The following is an 18,487-nucleotide window of genomic DNA, read 5'->3' on the forward strand; positions in this document are numbered from 1 at the left end:
TAATGAAGCAAAGTAGTGAAAAATCAGGGGTTCGGCATCTTGATGGCCTACTGTCTTCTTTGAGTCCAATCCCAAAGTGGGGTTACAACACCATGTCACACCATTACAGGAAAATGCCTTTTACTTCCACCCCGTTACTATCAATGGAGATTTACTTATTAAAATAGAATCAGGTACGTCACCCTCGTGTATAAGCTCGATTTGTCTAAACGGATAAGTACGTTGGGCCATCGTACTTGGATAGGTAGCTATGAGTTGTCTCTCAATATCATCAATCCAGCTCACATCTTCACTGCTTAGCTCGCCTATGTACAGCTTTGCGCCGTGCTGCAAACAACCCTCAATCCAGTGTTTATACCCGGAGTTATATCGCCCGGTCCGCTTACCTGCTTCGTGTTTTCTTGAACCACCTCCAAAAAAGCTCTTATCAGCCTTCCCCCAATAGAAGGGTTTGCCATCCCACTCATGAAGGTAAATTACACCAGTACAGTCACAAGCGTCTTTATACGTCTTGTATTGTTTCCAGTTGATTATCATACTTCTCTGAAAAGTCTATCTGTTACAGCTGTTTACTTTAAACAGTGTTTAAGCAATCGGCTTTTAATCAGGAAATAATTGATTGGAAGAGAATGTATCGCAACTTGTATTGCAAGTACACAAAAAAAGCACTTACAAAATTATTGTAAGTGCTTGATCTTTAGGGCTCCCGAAGCTGGGCTCGAACCAGCGACCCTCTGATTAACAGTCAGATGCTCTAACCGACTGAGCTATTCGGGACTGTGATCCTGTCGAATCGTGATGCAAAAGTAGTCGGTCGAAAGGCACTACGCAAGTGGTTGACCGAAAAAATTTGCGTTTATGATGTCAACTCGGTGACGATCAATGAGAAAAATTTTAGCGGAAAGCGTCCGGACGGTTGTGCGGTACGTTTTGCAGGATCAATTCCTTTACCTTACGGGCATCGCTCTTTGTGAAATTATTGATGACGATCTCCTGCCGGGCGCGGGGAATGACCCGGATCGTTGAGAAGAAAACGCCATTGTCGATCTCGACGCCGGAGATGTCCGAAAAGAAAACGAAATTGTCGGTGCCGCCGATGAGCTTGCGGATGCGGAACGTAACGCCTTTCTCGTTGAATTCGACCTCGTCGCGGGTAAGAGGGTCTTTGAAGCTGCTGCTACGGAATATCTGGGCCATGGCTGTATCTGTGAATGGAAATTATTTTTTAGGGACGTAGATCACTTTCTTGGTTTCAAAAAAAGGTTCATCGAAATAATCGGAGAGGTCATAGGCGCGGTACCGATCGGGTACTTCGGCCAGTTCTTCGGTTAGGTCACCCCCTTTGAGGTACAAAACACCGTTGGGTCGGTCGTTGTTACCGGCTTTGTGGATTTTATAGCGTACCCAGCCTAGAAATGGTTTCAGACGGGTAACGGCCCGGCTTACAACGAAATCGTAAGTGGTGTTCAACTGCTCAACCCGTACCTGTTCGGCTTTGACATTGCTGAGGTCGAGCGCTTCGGCAACGGCTTCCACGACTTTGATCTTCTTGCCGATGCTGTCTACCAGGTGAAAGTCGGCCATGGGGAAGAGGATGGCCAGCGGAATGCCCGGAAATCCCCCGCCGGTCCCTACGTCCAGGATTTCGGTACCGGGTTTGAACTGAACGATTTTGGCAATGCTAAGCGAGTGCAGGATGTGCTTTTCGTAAAGAGCGTCAATGTCCTGACGCGAGATCACGTTGATTTTGGCGTTCCAGTCGCGGTAGAGGCCGTCCAGTGCGGCAAAACGCTCTTTCTGCTCAGCAGTCAGATCCGGAAAATATTTAAGCAGAATGTCGATGTTCATGTTAATCTCAGATTACCGCCAGTAATACCGTTTACTACGTCGGGTAAATAATGTTTTAATCCCCGCCAGGCCATAATATACGCCCAGCAACAAATCCATAAAGGGCATACTGGCTGCGTGAACTGTATGGGCCAGCCGATAACTGATTCGGCCGACAATGCCCCAGAAAAGTAGAAGACGCACCCCAAACGCACCACTGGCTGTCAGCAAAAGAAACCACTCAGCTTCGGTAAATGGCTGATGAATGATTTCCTTGATCAAAAGAATACCGCCGACCACAAGGCCTAACAACCAGGTCAATACGTGTGATCCCGTTAGTAGACCTAGTCGAATTTTATGGCCGGTTTTGTAATACCTTCCAACGTTCAGATGACGTCGTTTCTGGTGCTGCCAGTCGGCCCAGGTTTCTTTTGGCTTCGACCAGGTAAAAGTCGCCGGGTTCAGACAAATTGTCGTGTTCCGGCGAGTTGCTACTTCGTTGACGAACAGGTCATCGTCTCCGCCCAGTACGTTCTTGTGCGTATAAAAACCTTTGTTGGCAAAGAACAATTGCGTCCGATAAGCCAGGTTTCGACCAACGCCCATGTAGGGTTTACCCGCCAGTGCCAGCGAAAAATACTGCACGGCTGTAAATAGAGTCTCTGAGCGGATCAGCAGGTTGAGCAGGCCTGGGCGCTTTTCGTAGGGCGAAAAGCCGAGGACTAAGTGCTTGTCTGCATTGACCAGGCCGTCGACCATGATAGCCAGCCAATCGGTTGATGCTGGTCGACAATCGGCGTCGGTCAGCAGAACCGAAGGGTACCGCGCCTTTTTCAGGCCAATGGTCAGCGCATATTTTTTGGGCGTTACGTGCTCGTGCTCCTTGTCGATTCGGATGGACTGGAGATGAGGGTACTCCGCCGTTAGTTGCTCCAGAAGAAGATTCGTGCCGTCGGTGGAGCGATCATCCATAATCAGCACCTCAAACGTAGGATACTTCTGGGCTACAAGCTGCGGGATAAGTTCTTCCAGATTTTCTCGTTCGTTATGAGCGCAAACCACCACCGTAATCCCTGCCGACGTAGTCGGAGAAGCTGACGAATTTGCCCGGTAAAAAGCGGTTCGGGAAAAGACAAATAAAATGTAAATGAGCTGAATACTGACGACGACAAGCCAGCTTATCAGTAATGTGGTAATCACAAGATGCGTTGGGTGAATGGTTTGCAAAGATAGGGAAAAGAGGAGGAGAAAGGAGGAACGGAGAACGGAACAAGGAGTAGTCAGGAGAAAGAAATGAGCAGTGAATGAAGCTAAAAAGGTGAAACCTCTTCTTTTTGCCTTATAACTTGTTCCTTTCTCCATTCCTCCTTGTTCCGTTCGATACCTATTATCTTTGTAGAATGACATTTTCGATTACTGCTCAGGATACGCAGTCGAAGGCCCGTACCGGAACGCTGACGACGGATCATGGGCCTATTCAGACACCGATTTTTATGCCCGTCGGTACGGCGGGTACGGTGAAAGCCGTCCACCAACGCGAGCTGGAGACGGATGTAAACGCCGAAATTATTCTCGGTAATACGTATCATTTGTACCTGCGGCCCGGCCTCGACGTACTGAAACAGGCGGGCGGACTGCATGCATTCAACGGCTGGCGTCGCCCTATTCTAACCGATTCGGGCGGATACCAGGTGTATTCGCTGTCGAATACGCGCAAGATTAAAGAGGAAGGCGTTACGTTCAAGGCGCATACCGATGGGTCCAAACATACGTTTACGCCGGAAGGCGTAATGGATACGCAGCGGATCATTGGGGCCGACATTATCATGGCATTCGATGAATGTACGCCCTACCCCTGCGAGTACGGATACGCACGTTCGTCGATGGAGATGACCCACCGCTGGCTGAATCGCTGCATTGAGCGCTTTGATAGCACCGAGGGGCTGTATGGCTACCGACAAACGTTGTTCCCGATTGTGCAGGGTAGCACGTACTCAGACCTACGTCGACAGTCGGCCGAGGTTATTGCCAGCAAGGAGCGGGAGGGGAATGCTATTGGCGGGCTGGCCGTTGGGGAGCCCGCCGAAGAAATGTATGCCATGATTGAACTGGTTAACGGTATTCTGCCCCTCGACAAGCCGCGTTATCTAATGGGCGTGGGTACCCCTGCCAACATTCTGGAAGCGATTGCGCTGGGCGTAGATATGTTCGACTGCGTCATGCCTACCCGGAATGCCCGGCACGGACTGCTGTTTACGACAGAAGGTATTATGAATATTAAAAACGAAAAATGGAGCCGCGACTTCAGCCCGATTGATGCAGGACTGGGTGGCTATGCCAGTACGTTTTACACGAAAGCCTATTTGCGTCATCTGTTTAAGTCTGATGAACTGCTGGGTGGACAGATTGCGAGCCTGCATAATCTTACGTTTTACCTGTGGCTGGTCCGCCAGGCACGAGTTCATATTACGGCTGGGACATTTGTTAGCTGGAAGAACATGATCCTGCCAACGCTTATGCAGCGAATGTAAGTAATATTACTTATTCTTGATTGGGTGGGTACTAGCTATGGGTGAACAAGATATAGAGATAAGAATCTATATACTATGTAGTTTACTATACGTAGTTTAGAGAAATTAAATGACGATATTGATAATTTCGTTTTGGGGGAATTATGTGAAATAAAAAATTGGAGAACTATTAATTTGTCTAGTGGTTATTTACTAATTGGTACTATTGCTTAAGTAATTGTCTAGTTACATTTGTGAGCCGTTTCATAACGGACGGCCCACCGTAACTTTATCATATATCTGTACCGTGTTAGTCAGGAAAGGCGAAAGCTTGTTTCTCTGGCTGGTTGTATTTACTTACTTGAACAGCCAGTCTGAAAGAGCGTGGGGGCAAACGCCCTCCACGCTGACTAATGAGCAGGTGCAACAGTTTGTGCAGCAGGCGCAGGCCAGCGGCATGACCGAAACGCAACTGGAAGAGTTGGCGAAAACCCGCGGCTTTACAACGGCTGATATTACGGCCATGCGGCAGCGGATTCGCCAACTCCAGCCAGTTGCGGTAAAGACGGAACAAACTTCCAAGCCGGCTCCATTGCGGGAGCAGCCGCCAACGCCCGCTCCGCCGGCCAGTACAAAATCGTCGACCGTCTTTGGCGCGTCGTTATTTACGAACGCTACGTTATCATTTGAGCCAAACCTGCGACTGGCAACACCCCGTAATTACATCATCGGGCCCGACGACGAACTGATCATTACTGTTTTTGGTAATGCCCAGCAGACGTATCGCCCCCGCGTCACACCCGAAGGAACTATCCTTATAGAAAATATCAGTCCCATTTATGTTAACGGACTAACCATAGAGCAGGCCGAACGGCGAATTATCTCCCGGCTACGAACGCTCTATCAGGGCCTCAACTCGGCAGGTAGTGGGATTAACGCTCAACTCACATTAGGTAGCGTTCGGAGTATCAAAGTGACGTTGATGGGGCAGGTCGTGCGACCGGGTACGTATACGCTGTCGTCGCTGGCAACGGTATTCAACGCACTCTATGCCGCCGGTGGACCAGACCCGGAGCGGGGTTCCTTTCGGTCGATCAATATTCTGCGCGGAAATCGGATAATCCGGACGCTGGACGTGTACGATTTTCTGCTGCGGGCCGACCAGCGAAGTAACATACGATTGCAGGATCAGGACCTCATCTTTATCAATCACTACGAGAACCGGATTGAGTTGGGGGGAGAAGTCAAACAGCCCGGCCTGTACGAAATTCGAACTGGTGAAACCTTACAGCAGGTATTAGCCTTCGCGGGTGGATTTGCCGAACGGGCCTACACGGCCGCTCTTACATTACAGCGTAATACCTCAACGGAGCAGCAACTGATCAACATTACGGCAGCTGAGATTGATCAGTTTGTGCCTAAAACCGGCGATCGGTACATAGTCGGAACCATCTCGGACCGTATTACCAACAAAGTGCGTATTAGTGGGGCCGTGTTCCGGCCGGGCGCTTATGCGCTGTCGCAGAACACAACGGTCCGCCAGCTGATTAAAACCGCTGAGGGGCTGCGCGAAGATGCATTTCTGCACCGGGCCGCGATCCGGCGCTTCCGCGAAAACCTCGATCCGGAACTGCTGTCAATAGACATTGGTAAACTGATGCGTAACGAAGTCGCCGACGTATCACTGCAACGCGATGATGAGTTGGTTGTCAGTACCATCGGCGACCTGCGCGAGCAACGGACCATTACGGTGCAGGGGGCCATCAACAAAGCCGGAACGTTCGACTTTGCCGACAGTATGACGGTGGCTAACCTGGTTGTGCTGGCGGGTGGTTTTACCGAATCGGCCAGTTCGTCTAGACTAGAAATTGCTCGGCGGGTTAAGAACGATACGGCAGGGTTAGATAAAAACCAATCGGTGCAGTTGATTGTCTGCGACATCGACCCCCAACTACGGCTGAACAGTACCGACGCCCGGTTGCTACTGCATCCCTTCGACCAGGTTTTTGTCCGACATTCGCCCCGGTACGAAGCCCAGAAGGGGGTAACTGTTACCGGTGAAGTATTTTATCCGGGGCCGTATGCCATTCGGCAGAAGAACGACCGGATTACGGATTTAATCAGCCGGGCGGGTGGGGTACGTCCCGAAGCGTTTCTACAGGCCGCCCGCTTCAGCCGGAAGGGCGAACTGATTTCACTGGACATCCGCCGAATTATGCAGTATCCGGATAGTGGCGGCAATCTCCTGCTGGAAGACGGCGACGCGCTTATCATTCCGCGCAAAGTTGAACTGGTACGTATCCGGGGTGAAGTGCTCAATCCCGCAACGGTAGAGTTTCGGCCGGGAAAATCGACACGCCGGTACATCGACGAAGCTGGTGGGTTCACGAAGAAGGCGCTAAAGCGGAAGACCTACCTGGTTGGCGCAAACGGCAAAATACAGCCGACTCATTCCTTTCTGGGTATCCGTTCATACCCGCGCCCCGACCGTGGGGCCGAAATTGTCGTGCCGGTGGAATCGCCCAAAGAGACAAACCGAAGTTCCCCCGCCGAACGAGTCGCGTTGCTGTCGGTGATGGCGTCGGGGGCTGCTGTTCTTTTGTCGGCAATCCGGCTCTTTAGTAATTGACTCACAACTATGCTGACACTGCCATCCACATCAACAAAATCTCCGTCTTTTTTCGGGTTAGCATTATCGTCGCCAGTCGTGCTGCGTACGCTTTGGCGGGGTCGGATTTGGTTGGCAATCTGGAGTAGTACTTTGGCGATACTAGGCGTAGCGGTTGCGTTCGTAAGTCCGGTTGAGTTTGTATCGACGGCCCGGATCATGCCTGAAATGGGAAACAATTCGGGCGACATGTTCAGGCGGCTGGCATCGGTGGCTGCGTTTAGTGGTCTCGACTTATCGGACACGGAAGGAATGGACGCAATCCGGCCGGACCTCTATCCAAACGTGCTCCAGAGTACGCCGTTCATTCTTTATCTGCTTGGGCAACCAGTTACGACGGACGATGGCCAGACTGCAACGTTGACCAAACTGCTGGATGAAACAGCGGTGAACTGGGAATGGAAAAACTGGTTTCAAACTAATCAGCTACCACCAGTACGAACGTCGGGCAAATTGATCCGGTTGACCCAGAAACAGCAAAGTCTGGCGGAGGAAATCAGTGAACGGGTTAGCGCTAAACTCGATACCCGATCGGGGGTAATCACCATCACGGCCAACATGCCGGACGCCTACGTAGCGGCCAGCGTAGCGCAACTGGCAATGGATTACCTGACGAAGTACGTAACGAGTTACCGTACTGAGAAGGCGCGCCAGGATTTACAGTTTTATGAACAGCAGCTGATCAGAGCCCGGCAGCGGTATCAGTCGGCGCAATACAATGTTTTTCGCTACAACGACCAGCACCGGCACCTGGTTATCCAGGCGGCTACGATGGATAAACAACGTATGGAAGCCGAACTGACCATTGCGCAGACGGTTTATACTGAACTGGCGCGGCAGTTTGAGCAGGCAAGACTGAAAGTGCAGGAGCGAACACCGGTTTTCAAAGTGCTCGAACCTGCGCAGATTCCAAGTAAGCGCGTGGCGCCCAAACGAACCGTAATTGTGCTGGTATTTGCCCTCGTTGGTCTGAGTCTCGGTAGTATCTACCTGCTGGCTCAGGGAGCTGATTTGTTTAGCCGATGGCGAATGCTCCTTGAATAAATTGCCAGCTTTTCTGCTGGATTCTTCTAATGCCCACCAACCCATAACTCGACAGAAATTTTGTTCGACGCGTTACAACATAAAGACAAACAACTGGCTGTCATCGGCCTGGGCTACGTTGGCCTGCCGATTGCGCTGGAGTTTGCGAAGAAATTCCAGGTCATTGGATTCGACATCAGCGCTGACCGGGTCGCGATGCTTCAACGAGGAGAAGACCCATCGCGGGAGATGCCAGAAGAAGCGTTTGCTGGTGTGGATATTACGTTCACGGCTGATCCGGCTGATCTGAAACGGGCTCATTTTTTCGTTGTGGCCGTCCCTACGCCGGTTGATGATTATAAAGTGCCCGATCTGAAACCACTGGTACGTGCCTCTGAGGCCATTGGGCGGGCGCTCAAGCCGGGCGATTATGTCGTTTATGAGTCGACTGTGTACCCCGGCTGCACGGAGGATGATTGTCTGCCTATTCTGGAACAACAATCGGGGTTGAAGCTGGGGCCGGATTTCAAACTGGGCTATTCACCCGAACGGATCAATCCCGGCGACAAAGTCCGGACCTTGCCCAACATTCTGAAAATTGTATCGGGGAATGATGCCGAAGCTGCGCAAACCATCGCCCAGGTTTACGGAAACATCATCACCGCTGGGATTTACACGGCGCCAACCATCAAGGTAGCCGAAGCCGCCAAAGTAATCGAAAACACGCAGCGGGATCTGAATATCTCCCTCATGAATGAGTTGGCTATCATCTTCGACCGGATGAATATCGATACGCAGGAAGTCATCAAAGCGGCCGCTACCAAGTGGAATTTCCTGCCGTTCACACCCGGCCTGGTGGGCGGCCACTGCATTGGCATCGACCCGTACTATCTGCTCTACAAGGCCCGTCAACTGGGGTACGACCCACAGGTTATTAACTCCGGCCGCCGGATCAACGATGGTATGCCGGCCTTCGTCGCTACGAAACTCGTTCAGATGCTTCTGCAGCATGGCAAAAATCCGCGCCAGACGAAGGTGCTGGTAATGGGCCTGACCTTTAAGGAGAACGTGTCCGATATCCGCAATTCACGCGTGGCTGATCTGGTGCGGGAGCTGATGAAATACGCCATTAATGTTCACCTGATCGATCCGCACGCGTCGCCCAATGAGGTAGCCGCCGAATACCGGATGACGCTCATGGATACCCCCTCGAATAAGTATGATGCCGTGATTGTAGCGGTGGGGCACGACGAGTACAGGACGCTGGCGCTCGATTACTTCCGGGGGCTGATGAATGGGGCGCCCATTCTTCTGGACCTGAAAGGGATGTACAGCGTGCCGACAGATGACGGACTGACTTACTGGCGACTATAACCCCGACGGACCATGCATGTGATTCTTGTTGGGAGCCCGGCGTTCGATTCGCTGGAGTATCACCTGAGTGATGCGTTGCAGGTGCTTGGTCATACGACGCTCATTGTCGATCCGGCCGCCGAAGTATTTCTGCCTGCTAAACTTACGTACTGGGCCGCCCGGTTTAACGAAACGTATGACCGGTTGGTTGCCGAACGGATAGCTACTCGGATTGTGGCAAATCGGCCGGATCTGGTGCTGGTCATATACCGGACGATGCACCCGGTGTTGGTCGACCAATTGAAACGACAACTGCCCGGTGTTACCATTGCGCAGATTAATCCCGATGCGCTGACTAATCTGGAAAAGCAGCAGATCATCGCATCGGATTACGATTGCTATTTTTCCAAGGAGCCATACGTAGTCAGTGCCCTGCGCGACAAGGCCGGACTACCCGCGTATTATCTGCCCGAAGGCTTTAATCCGCGAATACACCGGAAGCCCACAATCAGCAAAGCCGATGCTGAGCGTACTACCAATATGGACGTATTGGTTTACGGCGGTTTATATGCTTACCGCGCCCGGATGGTTGAGCAGTTAATCCGGGCGGGTATCAACGTTGTCGTGTTCGGAATGGAAGGGCCGTATCTGAACGCAGCTGTGAAATCGGCCTTCCGGGGGCGCTACCTGGTCGGTGAAGAAAAGAACCAACTGTTGTATGGTGCCCGGATTGTTTTCAATAATCTCCACTACGCTGAGGTGACGTCGGCCAACCAGAAATACTTTGAGATTAACGGTATCGGCGCTTTTCAACTGTGTGATCACAAACCGACGCTGGACGACTATTCAGGCATACCGACGGAGCGCGTTACCTTCGGCACCATAACCGATGCTATCGATAAAATCCGCTACTACCTGAGCCGTCCTGACGAGCGTTACGAACTCGCTGAGCAGCAGTACCAGCACTTTCAGAAATACCACACCATCGATCAACGAGTCAGCCAACTGCTGCGTATCACTGGTCTGCAATCTTCATCGTCGACAGCTTATGAAACGGTGGGGAGGTAGTTTATTAGCTGGCGGGCTATGCTGGCAACTCGTTGGCGCAACGCTTCCCGAAGCGCTGTCCGTAGCCGCAACCTGGTACGCCGGAGTAGTTTTGCTGGCTAGGGTAGGGCAGAAAATCGCCATCTTGGAGGTCATTGCCTTCATTGCTGCCCTCGAATTACTGCTGGTGCCGACGATTACGTATTGGGTCTTTCCCGCATCCATGCCGGTTGAGTCAGCGGAATACCTTGGCTACGCATTGCCCGCCTATATCGCTTTTTACATTGGCCTGACCCGGCGGTGGTCCGAACAGAAACTGAATCACCAGGGATACATTCAGGCCGCCAGGGAATATCTTCAGGATAAGAGCCGGGTGGCGTTGGTGTTGCTGCTCATTGGACTGGGTGGATTTACGGTAAAAACTGCTTTCCCGGACGCCCCGACGATTGTGGGAGCGCTGCCATCTTACTGCCTGTTCATCAGCGTTTTTTACGCCTATTACGCCAACAGCCCATTCAAAGAGGTCATTCTGGGTATTGTGTCTGGCGCGTTACTGCTGTACACAGTCCGGGAAGGAATGTTCGGCGATCTGTTTTTCTGGCTGATGCTGCTACTGCTGTTTTTTGCCGCAGGCCAGCAAACGCCCCTGTCGCCACAGCTAAAGTCAGCTACTGTCATTCTTGTCTGTACGCTTTTGCTGATTATTCAGTCGGTGAAGGGCGAGTACCGCCGAAATACCTGGGGCTATCAGCGGGGTGAACGTAGCAGCAATCCAGCCTTGCTGGGTGAGCTGCTGATCGATCGCCTGACCCAGCCCGAAAAAATCTGGAACCTGCCGCACCTGTACCTGTCGCTGGCCCGCTTCAACCAGGGGCGAATGATTGGTAGCGCAATGGCAAAAGTGCCGACTCACGAAGCGTTCGCCAGCGGTGAAGTACTGCTGACGTTTCTGTATCCATTCGTACCCCGGCTGCTCTGGCCGGAAAAACCGCAGACGGGGGGCTACGAAAATATCCGACGCTTCACGAGTCTGCCGCAGTCGCAGAATACCAGCATCAATCTCTCGCCGGTGGGCGAGGGGTACGTCAATTTTGGCTATAGTGGTATTGCCTTTTCGTGGCTATACGGGCTAGTGCTGAGCGGTATTTTTCAGGCCGTTTTTCGGGTAGCAGAGCGGGTACCATCGGCCGTACTGTGGCTGCCGGTTCTGTTCATCGGTTGCCTGACGATGGAAACTGACCTGCTGTCGACCTGGGGGAGTCTGGTCAATAATCTGATTTTCATTGCGCTGCTTTTCTGGCTTTTTAAACGCGTCAGGATTTCACTATGACCATTACGTATGTCTTCCGAAGCACTGGTACTGGATACAGTATCGAAGAGCAGTTCAGCGCTGTTCGCCGGGTAGTGGAGCAGCTGGGATATACTACAAAACGTGTGCAGTTGCCGCATATTGGCAGAAGCTGGCAAACGCTCTGGCGTAATATGCAGGTAGCCAGAAAGGCTGCTGCCGGAGCCGGACTGGTGCATATTACCGGCGACGTTCACTACGTAGCACTGGCACTGCCCCGACGCCAAACGGTGCTGACTGTTCATGACTGCGTTACGCTGGAGAAGAACCGCAGACGACCGCTACGTTTCGCATTCTTCTGGCTGTTCTGGTATTACTTGCCGGTTCGGTGGGCAACGGTCGTTACGGTTGTGTCGGACAAAACCCGACAGGAACTGATTCGGTACGTAGGGCCGATTGCGCAAAAAGCGGTCGTCATTTCAAACGGCTATCATCCCCTGTTTACCCGTCAACCAGTCTCCTTTCGTAGTGAGTGTCCGGTACTGCTACAAGTGGGCACGGCTCCGCACAAGAACCTGGATCGATTGATAACTGCACTCGAGGGAATTTGCTGTGAGCTTCTGATCGTGGGTCCGTTGACGGAGGAACAACTAACAAATTTGAATCAGAAGCAGATTCACTACGAGCACTACGTTGATCTGGACTTACAGACCCTAGTAACCCTCTATAAACGCTGTGATCTGATTACGTTCGTGTCGACTTACGAAGGCTTTGGCCTGCCTATTCTGGAAGCCAACGCCGTCGGGCGGGTTGTTGTTACATCCGACCTGTCGCCCATGTGCGAGATAGCTGGATCAGCCTCCCACTTGGTTGATCCGTTTGACGTTGCGTCCATTCGGGCGGGAATTCTGCGGATCATGCAGGACGAAGGGTACCGGAATGAATTAATTCAGGCTGGTTACGCCAACGCCCGGCGGTATTCCCTCGAAACCGCGGCCGGCGCGTATAGCACAGTTTATCAGCAGGTGCTGCGTGAAAAAATTCTAACCAGCGTGGCCGTATGAAAATCATGATCTCCGCCGACTGGTTTTATCCCGCGCAGAAAGGCGGTCCGAGTAATTCTATTTACTGGCAGTCCAAAGCGCTAACCCGCGCTGGGTACCAGGTAACGGTTGTCGCTACTTCGCAGGACCAACCAACGTCCACTCCGCTCAACCGCTGGGTAACGCTCGACTGCGGCCGTGTGATTTACACCCGTAATCCACACTTCTACCTGCCGTTGCGGCACCTTTGGTACGGCTGGAGAACCATTCGCCAGGTTGATGTAGTCCACGTTAACAGCTTGTTTTATCCCAGTTCGCTGGTATTTGTGTGGCTGGCCAAACTAGTTCGGAAACGGATTGTCTGGACGCCCCACGGTGAGTTAAGCCCAGTTGCGCTGAGGTTCAGTCCCTGGCGTAAACGGGTGGTACTGAGTTTGATTCGACGGGTATGTCAGGGTGTTACGTTTCACGCGACCAGTGCCGAAGAGGTTGCCCAGATTCGACAGCAACTGGGGCCGACTGTAACAGTTCGGGCGGTAACGAATATGATGGAACTGCCTGAGCCAGTTGGGGCCATTGACGTGTCCCACAAGATCCACCCCTATCTACTGTTCATTGGCCGACTGCACCCGATCAAAGCGATTGACCGATTGATTGATGCAGTGGCGCAGTCGGAGCTGTTTTGGGCGAGCGACTATCAATTAATCATTGCCGGGCAAGACATAAATGGCTACCGGCAGCGGCTGATTGAACAGGTACAGCAACGCGGTCTGATGGATAGGGTATTGTTCATCGGTGAGGTGGAGGGTGCGCGCAAAGAAATGCTCTACGCCCGGGCTCAGGTCACGATTTTACCGTCGCACTCTGAAAATTTCGGCAACGTCGTTATGGAGTCGCTGGCCCAGGGAACGCCCGTTATTGCATCGACCGGTACCCCGTGGCAACTGCTCGAAACGGAGCAGGTTGGTAACTGGGTTGTCAATGATCCGGAAACGCTCGGAAAGACAATCGATACGTATTTGACCATGCCTGATGATCAGTACCGGGCTTACCGGAACCGGGCGCATGCGCTGGCCCATCAGCGGTTTGATATCATGGCGAACGTAGCACAATGGCAGACTCTTTATACCGGCCAGGCAGTATGAATGAACCTACAGACTTCCGGTATCGCCTGGCCAAAGTGTGGCGATACGCTGGCCTATACGGCTGGTCGCGTACGATAAACAAGGTGATCGGGCGAATGCGCTGGATGCGCTTACCTCGTTTCGGACAGAAGAAGGACGCTGCCGATACGTCGTTCATCGGGTGCGGCCAGTTTGCGTTTACTAGTCTGGCGTTCTTTCTGCGCAAACGGCAGGGTGCCATTTTTCTGGACGCTTATGATACCGACCCGCAGCAGGCCGAAACCCTGGCCAAATTCTACCGTTTTCGAAGCGTAGCTCCGACCCTTGCTACGCTGTTGGCGAATCCGTCACTGAAGCGGGTCTATATCGCGTCCAATCACGCATCGCATACACCTTACGCCGTGGCTTTGTTAGCCCGTGGGGTCGATGTATACCTAGAGAAGCCCATTGCCGTAACGCGGGCGCAATTGGCCGAGTTACGGGCCGCCCAACGGCAATCATCCGCCCGGCTTTATGCGGGGTATAACCGACCCTACGCATCGGGTATCCAACTGCTTAGGCCGTACGTAACCGGAGGGCCTACAACCGGTGCTTTCAGCCTCAGTTGCGTCGTGAACGGTCACCGGATTCCGTTTGATCACTGGTATCGTCGGCCCGAAGAAGGAAGCCGAATTTGCGGAAACCTGGGGCACTGGATCGATTTGATGATGCATGTGCTTGCCTGGCGGGGGTTACCGGACTGGTTCGACATCGGCATTGTACGCGCGAATCCTGCCGAGCCCGACGACAATCTGACCATCACGTTTACCACCGATCGCCATGACCTGATAAGCCTGATGCTCACCGCCCGGTCAGAACCGTTCGAAGGGGTTAGTGAACAGATCAATCTTCAGTATAACGACCTCATCGCTCATATCGACGATTTCCGGCGTATGACCCTGTGGCAGGGAAAGCATCGAGAACGGTGGCGCTTTTCGCCCAAAGACGTGGGCCACGAGCGAGCGACACTACAGCCGTTTCGGGCCGATAATCGCGACTGGTGGGAAGTGGAGTTGTCGACATTGCTGACACTACATATTAGCGAGCAGGTGAATTCAGGTTCGCTCACCAGCCGCTTTAAGATAGCCGAAGAACTGGCCCGGCTGGAGGCCGATACAGTGACAATAGTACGTACCCTGCCCACTCATGAACATCCTGACCGTCGTCGGTACCCGGCCGAACTTTATGAAAGCAGCCCCGTTGCATCGGGCATTGATGAATCGCTCCCAGATTACCCCGAAGCTAGTGCATACGGGGCAGCATTATGATGTTCGAATGAGTGCCGTATTTTTTCAGCAGCTTGATCTCCCCGAACCCGATTACTATCTGGGTGTCAGTACAGGAACGCCAACGCAGCAGACCGCCGAGATTATGCAGCGATTTGAGCCGATTCTGATTGAGGAACAGCCCGACTGGGTCGTTGTCATCGGCGACGTAACCAGTACACTGGCCTGCGCGCTGGCGGCCAATCGGCTGGGCATTCGAATCGCACACGTTGAAGCCGGTCTACGGTCGGGCGACCGAACGATGCCCGAAGAGATAAACCGCATCCTGACCGACGCCTTAGCCGACTGCCTGTTCGTAACGGAGCAGGCTGGGCTCGATAACCTTAGGCGGGAAGGCATCAATCCGGCAAACGTCTATTTCGTTGGGAACGTAATGGTCGACTCTCTGATTCAGCATCGCAGCAAAGCCAGCCGTGTAAACAGTGTCAGAGCGTTCGGGCTACAGTCCCGTAGTTACATCCTGGCAACCATGCATCGGCCTTCAAACGTGGATACGCAGACGGGACTGGGGCGAATTTTACAACTTATCGATTGTGCCTCGCAGTATCGAACGGTCGTGTGGCCAGTACATCCTCGCACGCGGGCTAATCTGGATAAACTGGGGTTACTGACTCAACTGGATACCTCGTCAAACGTACTGCTGCTGGAGCCCCAGGGCTACCTGGAATTTCTAAACCTGATGGAACACGCAGCTGTCGTCATGACCGATTCCGGCGGCATTCAGGAAGAAACTACCTATCTGCGGGTTCCGTGCCTGACCTTCCGGGAAAGGACGGAGCGGCCCGTTACTATTGAGCTGGGAACAAATCAGCTTGTGGCCGACCTGAACCCGGAAACCGCCCGGCTGAAGCTGGTCGAACTGCTGGCTGGCCGGGTCAAACCGAGTCAGCTACCGCCCCTATGGGATGGGCATACCGCCGACCGGATCGTGGATATTCTAGTAAAGGCTAACGAGGGATGAAACAGCTGATACAGGATCTTCGCACGGGCGAAACCCGGCTCACAGAAGTCCCCGTGCCAACCTGCGGCAGGGGACAGGTGCTGATTCAGACGCGCCGGTCGCTGGTGTCGATGGGGACCGAACGAATGCTGGTCGAGTTCGGGCGGGGTAGTCTGCTGACAAAGGCATGGCAACAACCGGACCGAGTGCGGGAGGTTCTGGCCAAGGTCCGGGCTGATGGTTTGTGGCCGACCGTAACGGCGGTACGTCGAAAACTTGACCAGCCACTGCCACTGGGGTATTGCAATGTCGGTACTGTCGTTGCCCTTGGCGAGGGGATTGCGGATCTGCGCATTGGCGATCGGGTGGTGTCAAACGGACCACATGCCGAGTTTGTTTGTGTACCCCGCATGCTGGTAGCGCCCGTGCCCGATGGAATATCGGACGATGAGGCTGCGTTTGCGGTGATTGGCGCTGTGGGTATTCATGCTGTTCACCTGCTGAAAGCGACACTGGGTGAGACAGCGGTAGTAATCGGCTTAGGACTCGTTGGCCTGCTGACGGCAGATCTGCTACGTATCAACGGCTGCCGGGTGATTGGTATAGAGCCCGACAGCACCAAACGGCGACTGGCCGAGCAGCGGGGTGTTACCGTTCTGGATCCGTATGCGATCGACCCCGTCAAGGCCGTACTGGCACTGACGAATGGTGCCGGCGCTGACGGGGTTATTGTTGCCACCGCAACGCAGAGCAACGACGTACTGGCGCAGGCCGCCCGGATGAATCGGGGGCAGGGACGAATTATCCTGGTGGGAACCGCCGGGCTGTCGTTAAACCGGACTGATTTTTACCGCAACGAAGTGACCTTTCAGGTGGCCTGTTCGTATGGTCCCGGGCGCTACGACGAGAGTTATGAACAACGCGGCATGGATTATCCGCTGCCGTACGTGCGCTGGACGGCCAATCGTAACTTTGAGGCTGTTTTGGCCTTTATTCAGACAGGTCAACTGGACGTAGCATCGCTGATTTCGGCGGTGGTGCCGCTTGAAAATTACTACGAAATATACAGCCGTATCGACCAGCTCAGTCAACCATCAGAACCGGTCATTGCTCAATTATTGACGTATCCCGGAACAACGAACCGGGCGACGATTCAGCAGCTTCGGGACGTTCGTCCGTCGGCTGGAGCAGGTGTTGTGGGCGTAATCGGTGCGGGGAATTTTTCGACCGCAGTACTGGTGCCAGCGCTGAAACGAGTGGGTGCTGATCTGCGCATGATCGCCAGTAAGAGCGGGTTAAGTGCCACGTTGCTGGCCAGAAAATTCGACGTACCCTTTAGCACATCCGACTACGAACAACTGCTGAACGAGCCCGCCATCGACTTGTGTGTAATCGCAACTCGCCATAACAGCCATGCCCGACTGGCTATCGAAGCGATGCGGGCTGGCAAACACGTATTTGTCGAGAAACCACTAGTAATCACGGAGGCCGAACTCAGTGCGGTCATTGCAGCGCAGCAGACTACCGGACGAATGGTGATGGTGGGATTCAATCGCCGGTTTGCGCCCCTGGCCGAAAAAATGAAATCTCTGCTGGGTGGTCCTCAATCAGTAAACATTCCTATGAATATCGTCGCCACAATGAACGCGGGTGCGGTGCCTGATACGTCCTGGGTGCACGACCGATTCGTTGGCGGAGGGCGGATTCTGGGTGAGGCCTGTCACTACGTCGATCTGATTACATTTCTGACGGGGAGCCGGGTTCGCAGCGTCTGCATGAACGCGATGGGGAAGAAGCCAACCGAAACGACGGATTCGGGTAGCCTGCTGCTTCAGTATGAAAACGGATCGACGGGTGTCCTCAATTACTTTGCGAACGGCAGCAAAGCCTACGCCAAAGAGCGCGTGGAGGTTTACTCGCTGGAGCGGACGCTGGTACTGGAGAATTTTCGAACGCTCAGAGGGTATGGCTTCCCTCGCTTCTCAAAACAGTCCGGGCGGCAGGACAAAGGCCATACGGTACAGATGCAGCGGTTGCTCGCCCAACTGAGAACGGGTGGCGAACCTTTGATTCCTTTTGCTGAACTGATCAACACAAGCCAGACCATGCTGGCAGCACTGCAAAGTCTGCGCGAACAACGCTGGGTCGATGTTGCATCGGCTGATTCTATTGTCGAACCAATCCCCATTGGTATGCTATGAAAGCTGGCCTTTACTGGCGTACTATCCGGCATTTGCGCAGGCGGCAACTTCTCGAGTTGCTATGGCACCGGCTGCGCAGGAGACCCCGGATTCGATTACCTGCGCAGGCTCCTCCCGCTACGTTTGTTACTGTTCCCC

At 53.2% G+C, this 18,487-nt stretch carries 15 protein-coding genes and 1 tRNA gene; 11 read left to right on the plus strand and 5 right to left on the minus strand.

Annotated elements, in window-relative coordinates:
- Window positions 1-120: 120 nt before the first annotated feature.
- The 5 genes from HU175_RS08475 to HU175_RS08495 form a co-directional block, all read right to left on the minus strand.
- Window positions 121-537, minus strand: coding sequence for a hypothetical protein (locus HU175_RS08475; RefSeq protein ID WP_176566180.1), 417 nt, complete (start codon window positions 535-537; stop codon window positions 121-123).
- A 166-nt stretch (window positions 538-703) separates the two neighbouring features.
- Window positions 704-777: transfer RNA gene (locus HU175_RS08480), tRNA-Asn, on the minus strand.
- Window positions 778-894: 117 nt separating this feature from the next.
- Window positions 895-1,197 (minus strand): hypothetical protein, encoded by a 303-nt coding sequence (locus HU175_RS08485; protein ID WP_176566181.1) that lies wholly within the window; start codon window positions 1,195-1,197, stop codon window positions 895-897.
- 21 nt (window positions 1,198-1,218) lie between these two features.
- Entirely contained in the window at window positions 1,219-1,848 is a 630-nt protein-coding gene (gene rsmG, locus HU175_RS08490) for a 16S rRNA (guanine(527)-N(7))-methyltransferase RsmG (protein ID WP_176566182.1), read from the minus strand.
- A gap of 12 nt (window positions 1,849-1,860) precedes the next feature.
- Window positions 1,861-3,027 (minus strand): glycosyltransferase, encoded by a 1,167-nt coding sequence (locus HU175_RS08495; RefSeq protein WP_228724366.1) that lies wholly within the window; start codon window positions 3,025-3,027, stop codon window positions 1,861-1,863.
- Between the two features lie 200 nt (window positions 3,028-3,227).
- Between HU175_RS08495 and tgt the strand changes: the two genes are divergently transcribed.
- From tgt to HU175_RS08545, 11 genes are all read left to right on the plus strand, one after another.
- A complete protein-coding gene (tgt, locus tag HU175_RS08500) occupies window positions 3,228-4,358 on the plus strand; it encodes a tRNA guanosine(34) transglycosylase Tgt (protein ID WP_176566184.1) in 1,131 nt (376 codons plus the stop codon).
- Window positions 4,359-4,644: 286 nt separating this feature from the next.
- Window positions 4,645-6,966, plus strand: a complete 2,322-nt coding sequence (locus tag HU175_RS08505) for an SLBB domain-containing protein (protein ID WP_228724367.1) — start codon at window positions 4,645-4,647, stop codon at window positions 6,964-6,966.
- A gap of 132 nt (window positions 6,967-7,098) precedes the next feature.
- Window positions 7,099-8,049, plus strand: a complete 951-nt coding sequence (locus tag HU175_RS08510) for a GNVR domain-containing protein (RefSeq protein WP_255433122.1) — start codon at window positions 7,099-7,101, stop codon at window positions 8,047-8,049.
- A gap of 60 nt (window positions 8,050-8,109) precedes the next feature.
- Window positions 8,110-9,402, plus strand: a complete 1,293-nt coding sequence (locus HU175_RS08515; RefSeq protein ID WP_176566186.1) for a nucleotide sugar dehydrogenase — start codon at window positions 8,110-8,112, stop codon at window positions 9,400-9,402.
- A gap of 12 nt (window positions 9,403-9,414) precedes the next feature.
- Window positions 9,415-10,449, plus strand: coding sequence for a glycosyltransferase (locus tag HU175_RS08520; protein ID WP_176566187.1), 1,035 nt, complete (start codon window positions 9,415-9,417; stop codon window positions 10,447-10,449).
- A complete protein-coding gene (locus tag HU175_RS08525; protein WP_176566188.1) occupies window positions 10,430-11,758 on the plus strand; it encodes a hypothetical protein in 1,329 nt (442 codons plus the stop codon). Before HU175_RS08520 ends, HU175_RS08525 begins: the two co-directional genes overlap by 20 nt.
- Window positions 11,755-12,780, plus strand: a complete 1,026-nt coding sequence (locus HU175_RS08530) for a glycosyltransferase family 4 protein (protein WP_176566189.1) — start codon at window positions 11,755-11,757, stop codon at window positions 12,778-12,780. The genes HU175_RS08525 and HU175_RS08530 overlap by 4 nt, the downstream gene beginning before the upstream one ends.
- Window positions 12,777-13,904: a glycosyltransferase gene (locus HU175_RS08535; RefSeq protein WP_176566190.1), complete on the plus strand. Its 1,128-nt coding sequence runs from the start codon at window positions 12,777-12,779 to the stop codon at window positions 13,902-13,904. The genes HU175_RS08530 and HU175_RS08535 overlap by 4 nt, the downstream gene beginning before the upstream one ends.
- Window positions 13,901-15,190, plus strand: coding sequence for a Gfo/Idh/MocA family protein (locus HU175_RS24790; protein ID WP_228724368.1), 1,290 nt, complete (start codon window positions 13,901-13,903; stop codon window positions 15,188-15,190). Before HU175_RS08535 ends, HU175_RS24790 begins: the two co-directional genes overlap by 4 nt.
- Window positions 15,108-16,169: a non-hydrolyzing UDP-N-acetylglucosamine 2-epimerase gene (gene wecB / locus HU175_RS08540; RefSeq protein ID WP_255433123.1), complete on the plus strand. Its 1,062-nt coding sequence runs from the start codon at window positions 15,108-15,110 to the stop codon at window positions 16,167-16,169. The genes HU175_RS24790 and wecB overlap by 83 nt, the downstream gene beginning before the upstream one ends.
- Window positions 16,166-18,349, plus strand: a complete 2,184-nt coding sequence (locus HU175_RS08545; RefSeq protein WP_176566192.1) for a bi-domain-containing oxidoreductase — start codon at window positions 16,166-16,168, stop codon at window positions 18,347-18,349. Before wecB ends, HU175_RS08545 begins: the two co-directional genes overlap by 4 nt.
- Window positions 18,350-18,487 lie beyond the last annotated feature (138 nt).

The organism is Spirosoma sp. KUDC1026 (assembly GCF_013375035.1).
Taxonomy (GTDB): domain Bacteria; phylum Bacteroidota; class Bacteroidia; order Cytophagales; family Spirosomataceae; genus Spirosoma.

Bases quoted from the DNA above. Each gene is read 5' to 3' on its own strand.
- HU175_RS08525 (WP_176566188.1), top strand. From the start codon at position 10,430: ATGAAACGGTGGGGAGGTAGTTTATTAGCTGGCGGGCTATGCTGGCAA.
- HU175_RS08485 (WP_176566181.1), bottom strand. From the start codon at position 1,197: ATGGCCCAGATATTCCGTAGCAGCAGCTTCAAAGACCCTCTTACCCGC.
- HU175_RS08535 (WP_176566190.1), top strand. From the start codon at position 12,777: ATGAAAATCATGATCTCCGCCGACTGGTTTTATCCCGCGCAGAAAGGC.
- rsmG (WP_176566182.1), bottom strand. From the start codon at position 1,848: ATGAACATCGACATTCTGCTTAAATATTTTCCGGATCTGACTGCTGAG.
- HU175_RS08520 (WP_176566187.1), top strand. From the start codon at position 9,415: ATGCATGTGATTCTTGTTGGGAGCCCGGCGTTCGATTCGCTGGAGTAT.
- tgt (WP_176566184.1), top strand. From the start codon at position 3,228: ATGACATTTTCGATTACTGCTCAGGATACGCAGTCGAAGGCCCGTACC.
- wecB (WP_255433123.1), top strand. From the start codon at position 15,108: ATGAAAGCAGCCCCGTTGCATCGGGCATTGATGAATCGCTCCCAGATT.
- HU175_RS08530 (WP_176566189.1), top strand. From the start codon at position 11,755: ATGACCATTACGTATGTCTTCCGAAGCACTGGTACTGGATACAGTATC.
- HU175_RS08545 (WP_176566192.1), top strand. From the start codon at position 16,166: ATGAAACAGCTGATACAGGATCTTCGCACGGGCGAAACCCGGCTCACA.
- HU175_RS08475 (WP_176566180.1), bottom strand. From the start codon at position 537: ATGATAATCAACTGGAAACAATACAAGACGTATAAAGACGCTTGTGAC.
- HU175_RS24790 (WP_228724368.1), top strand. From the start codon at position 13,901: ATGAATGAACCTACAGACTTCCGGTATCGCCTGGCCAAAGTGTGGCGA.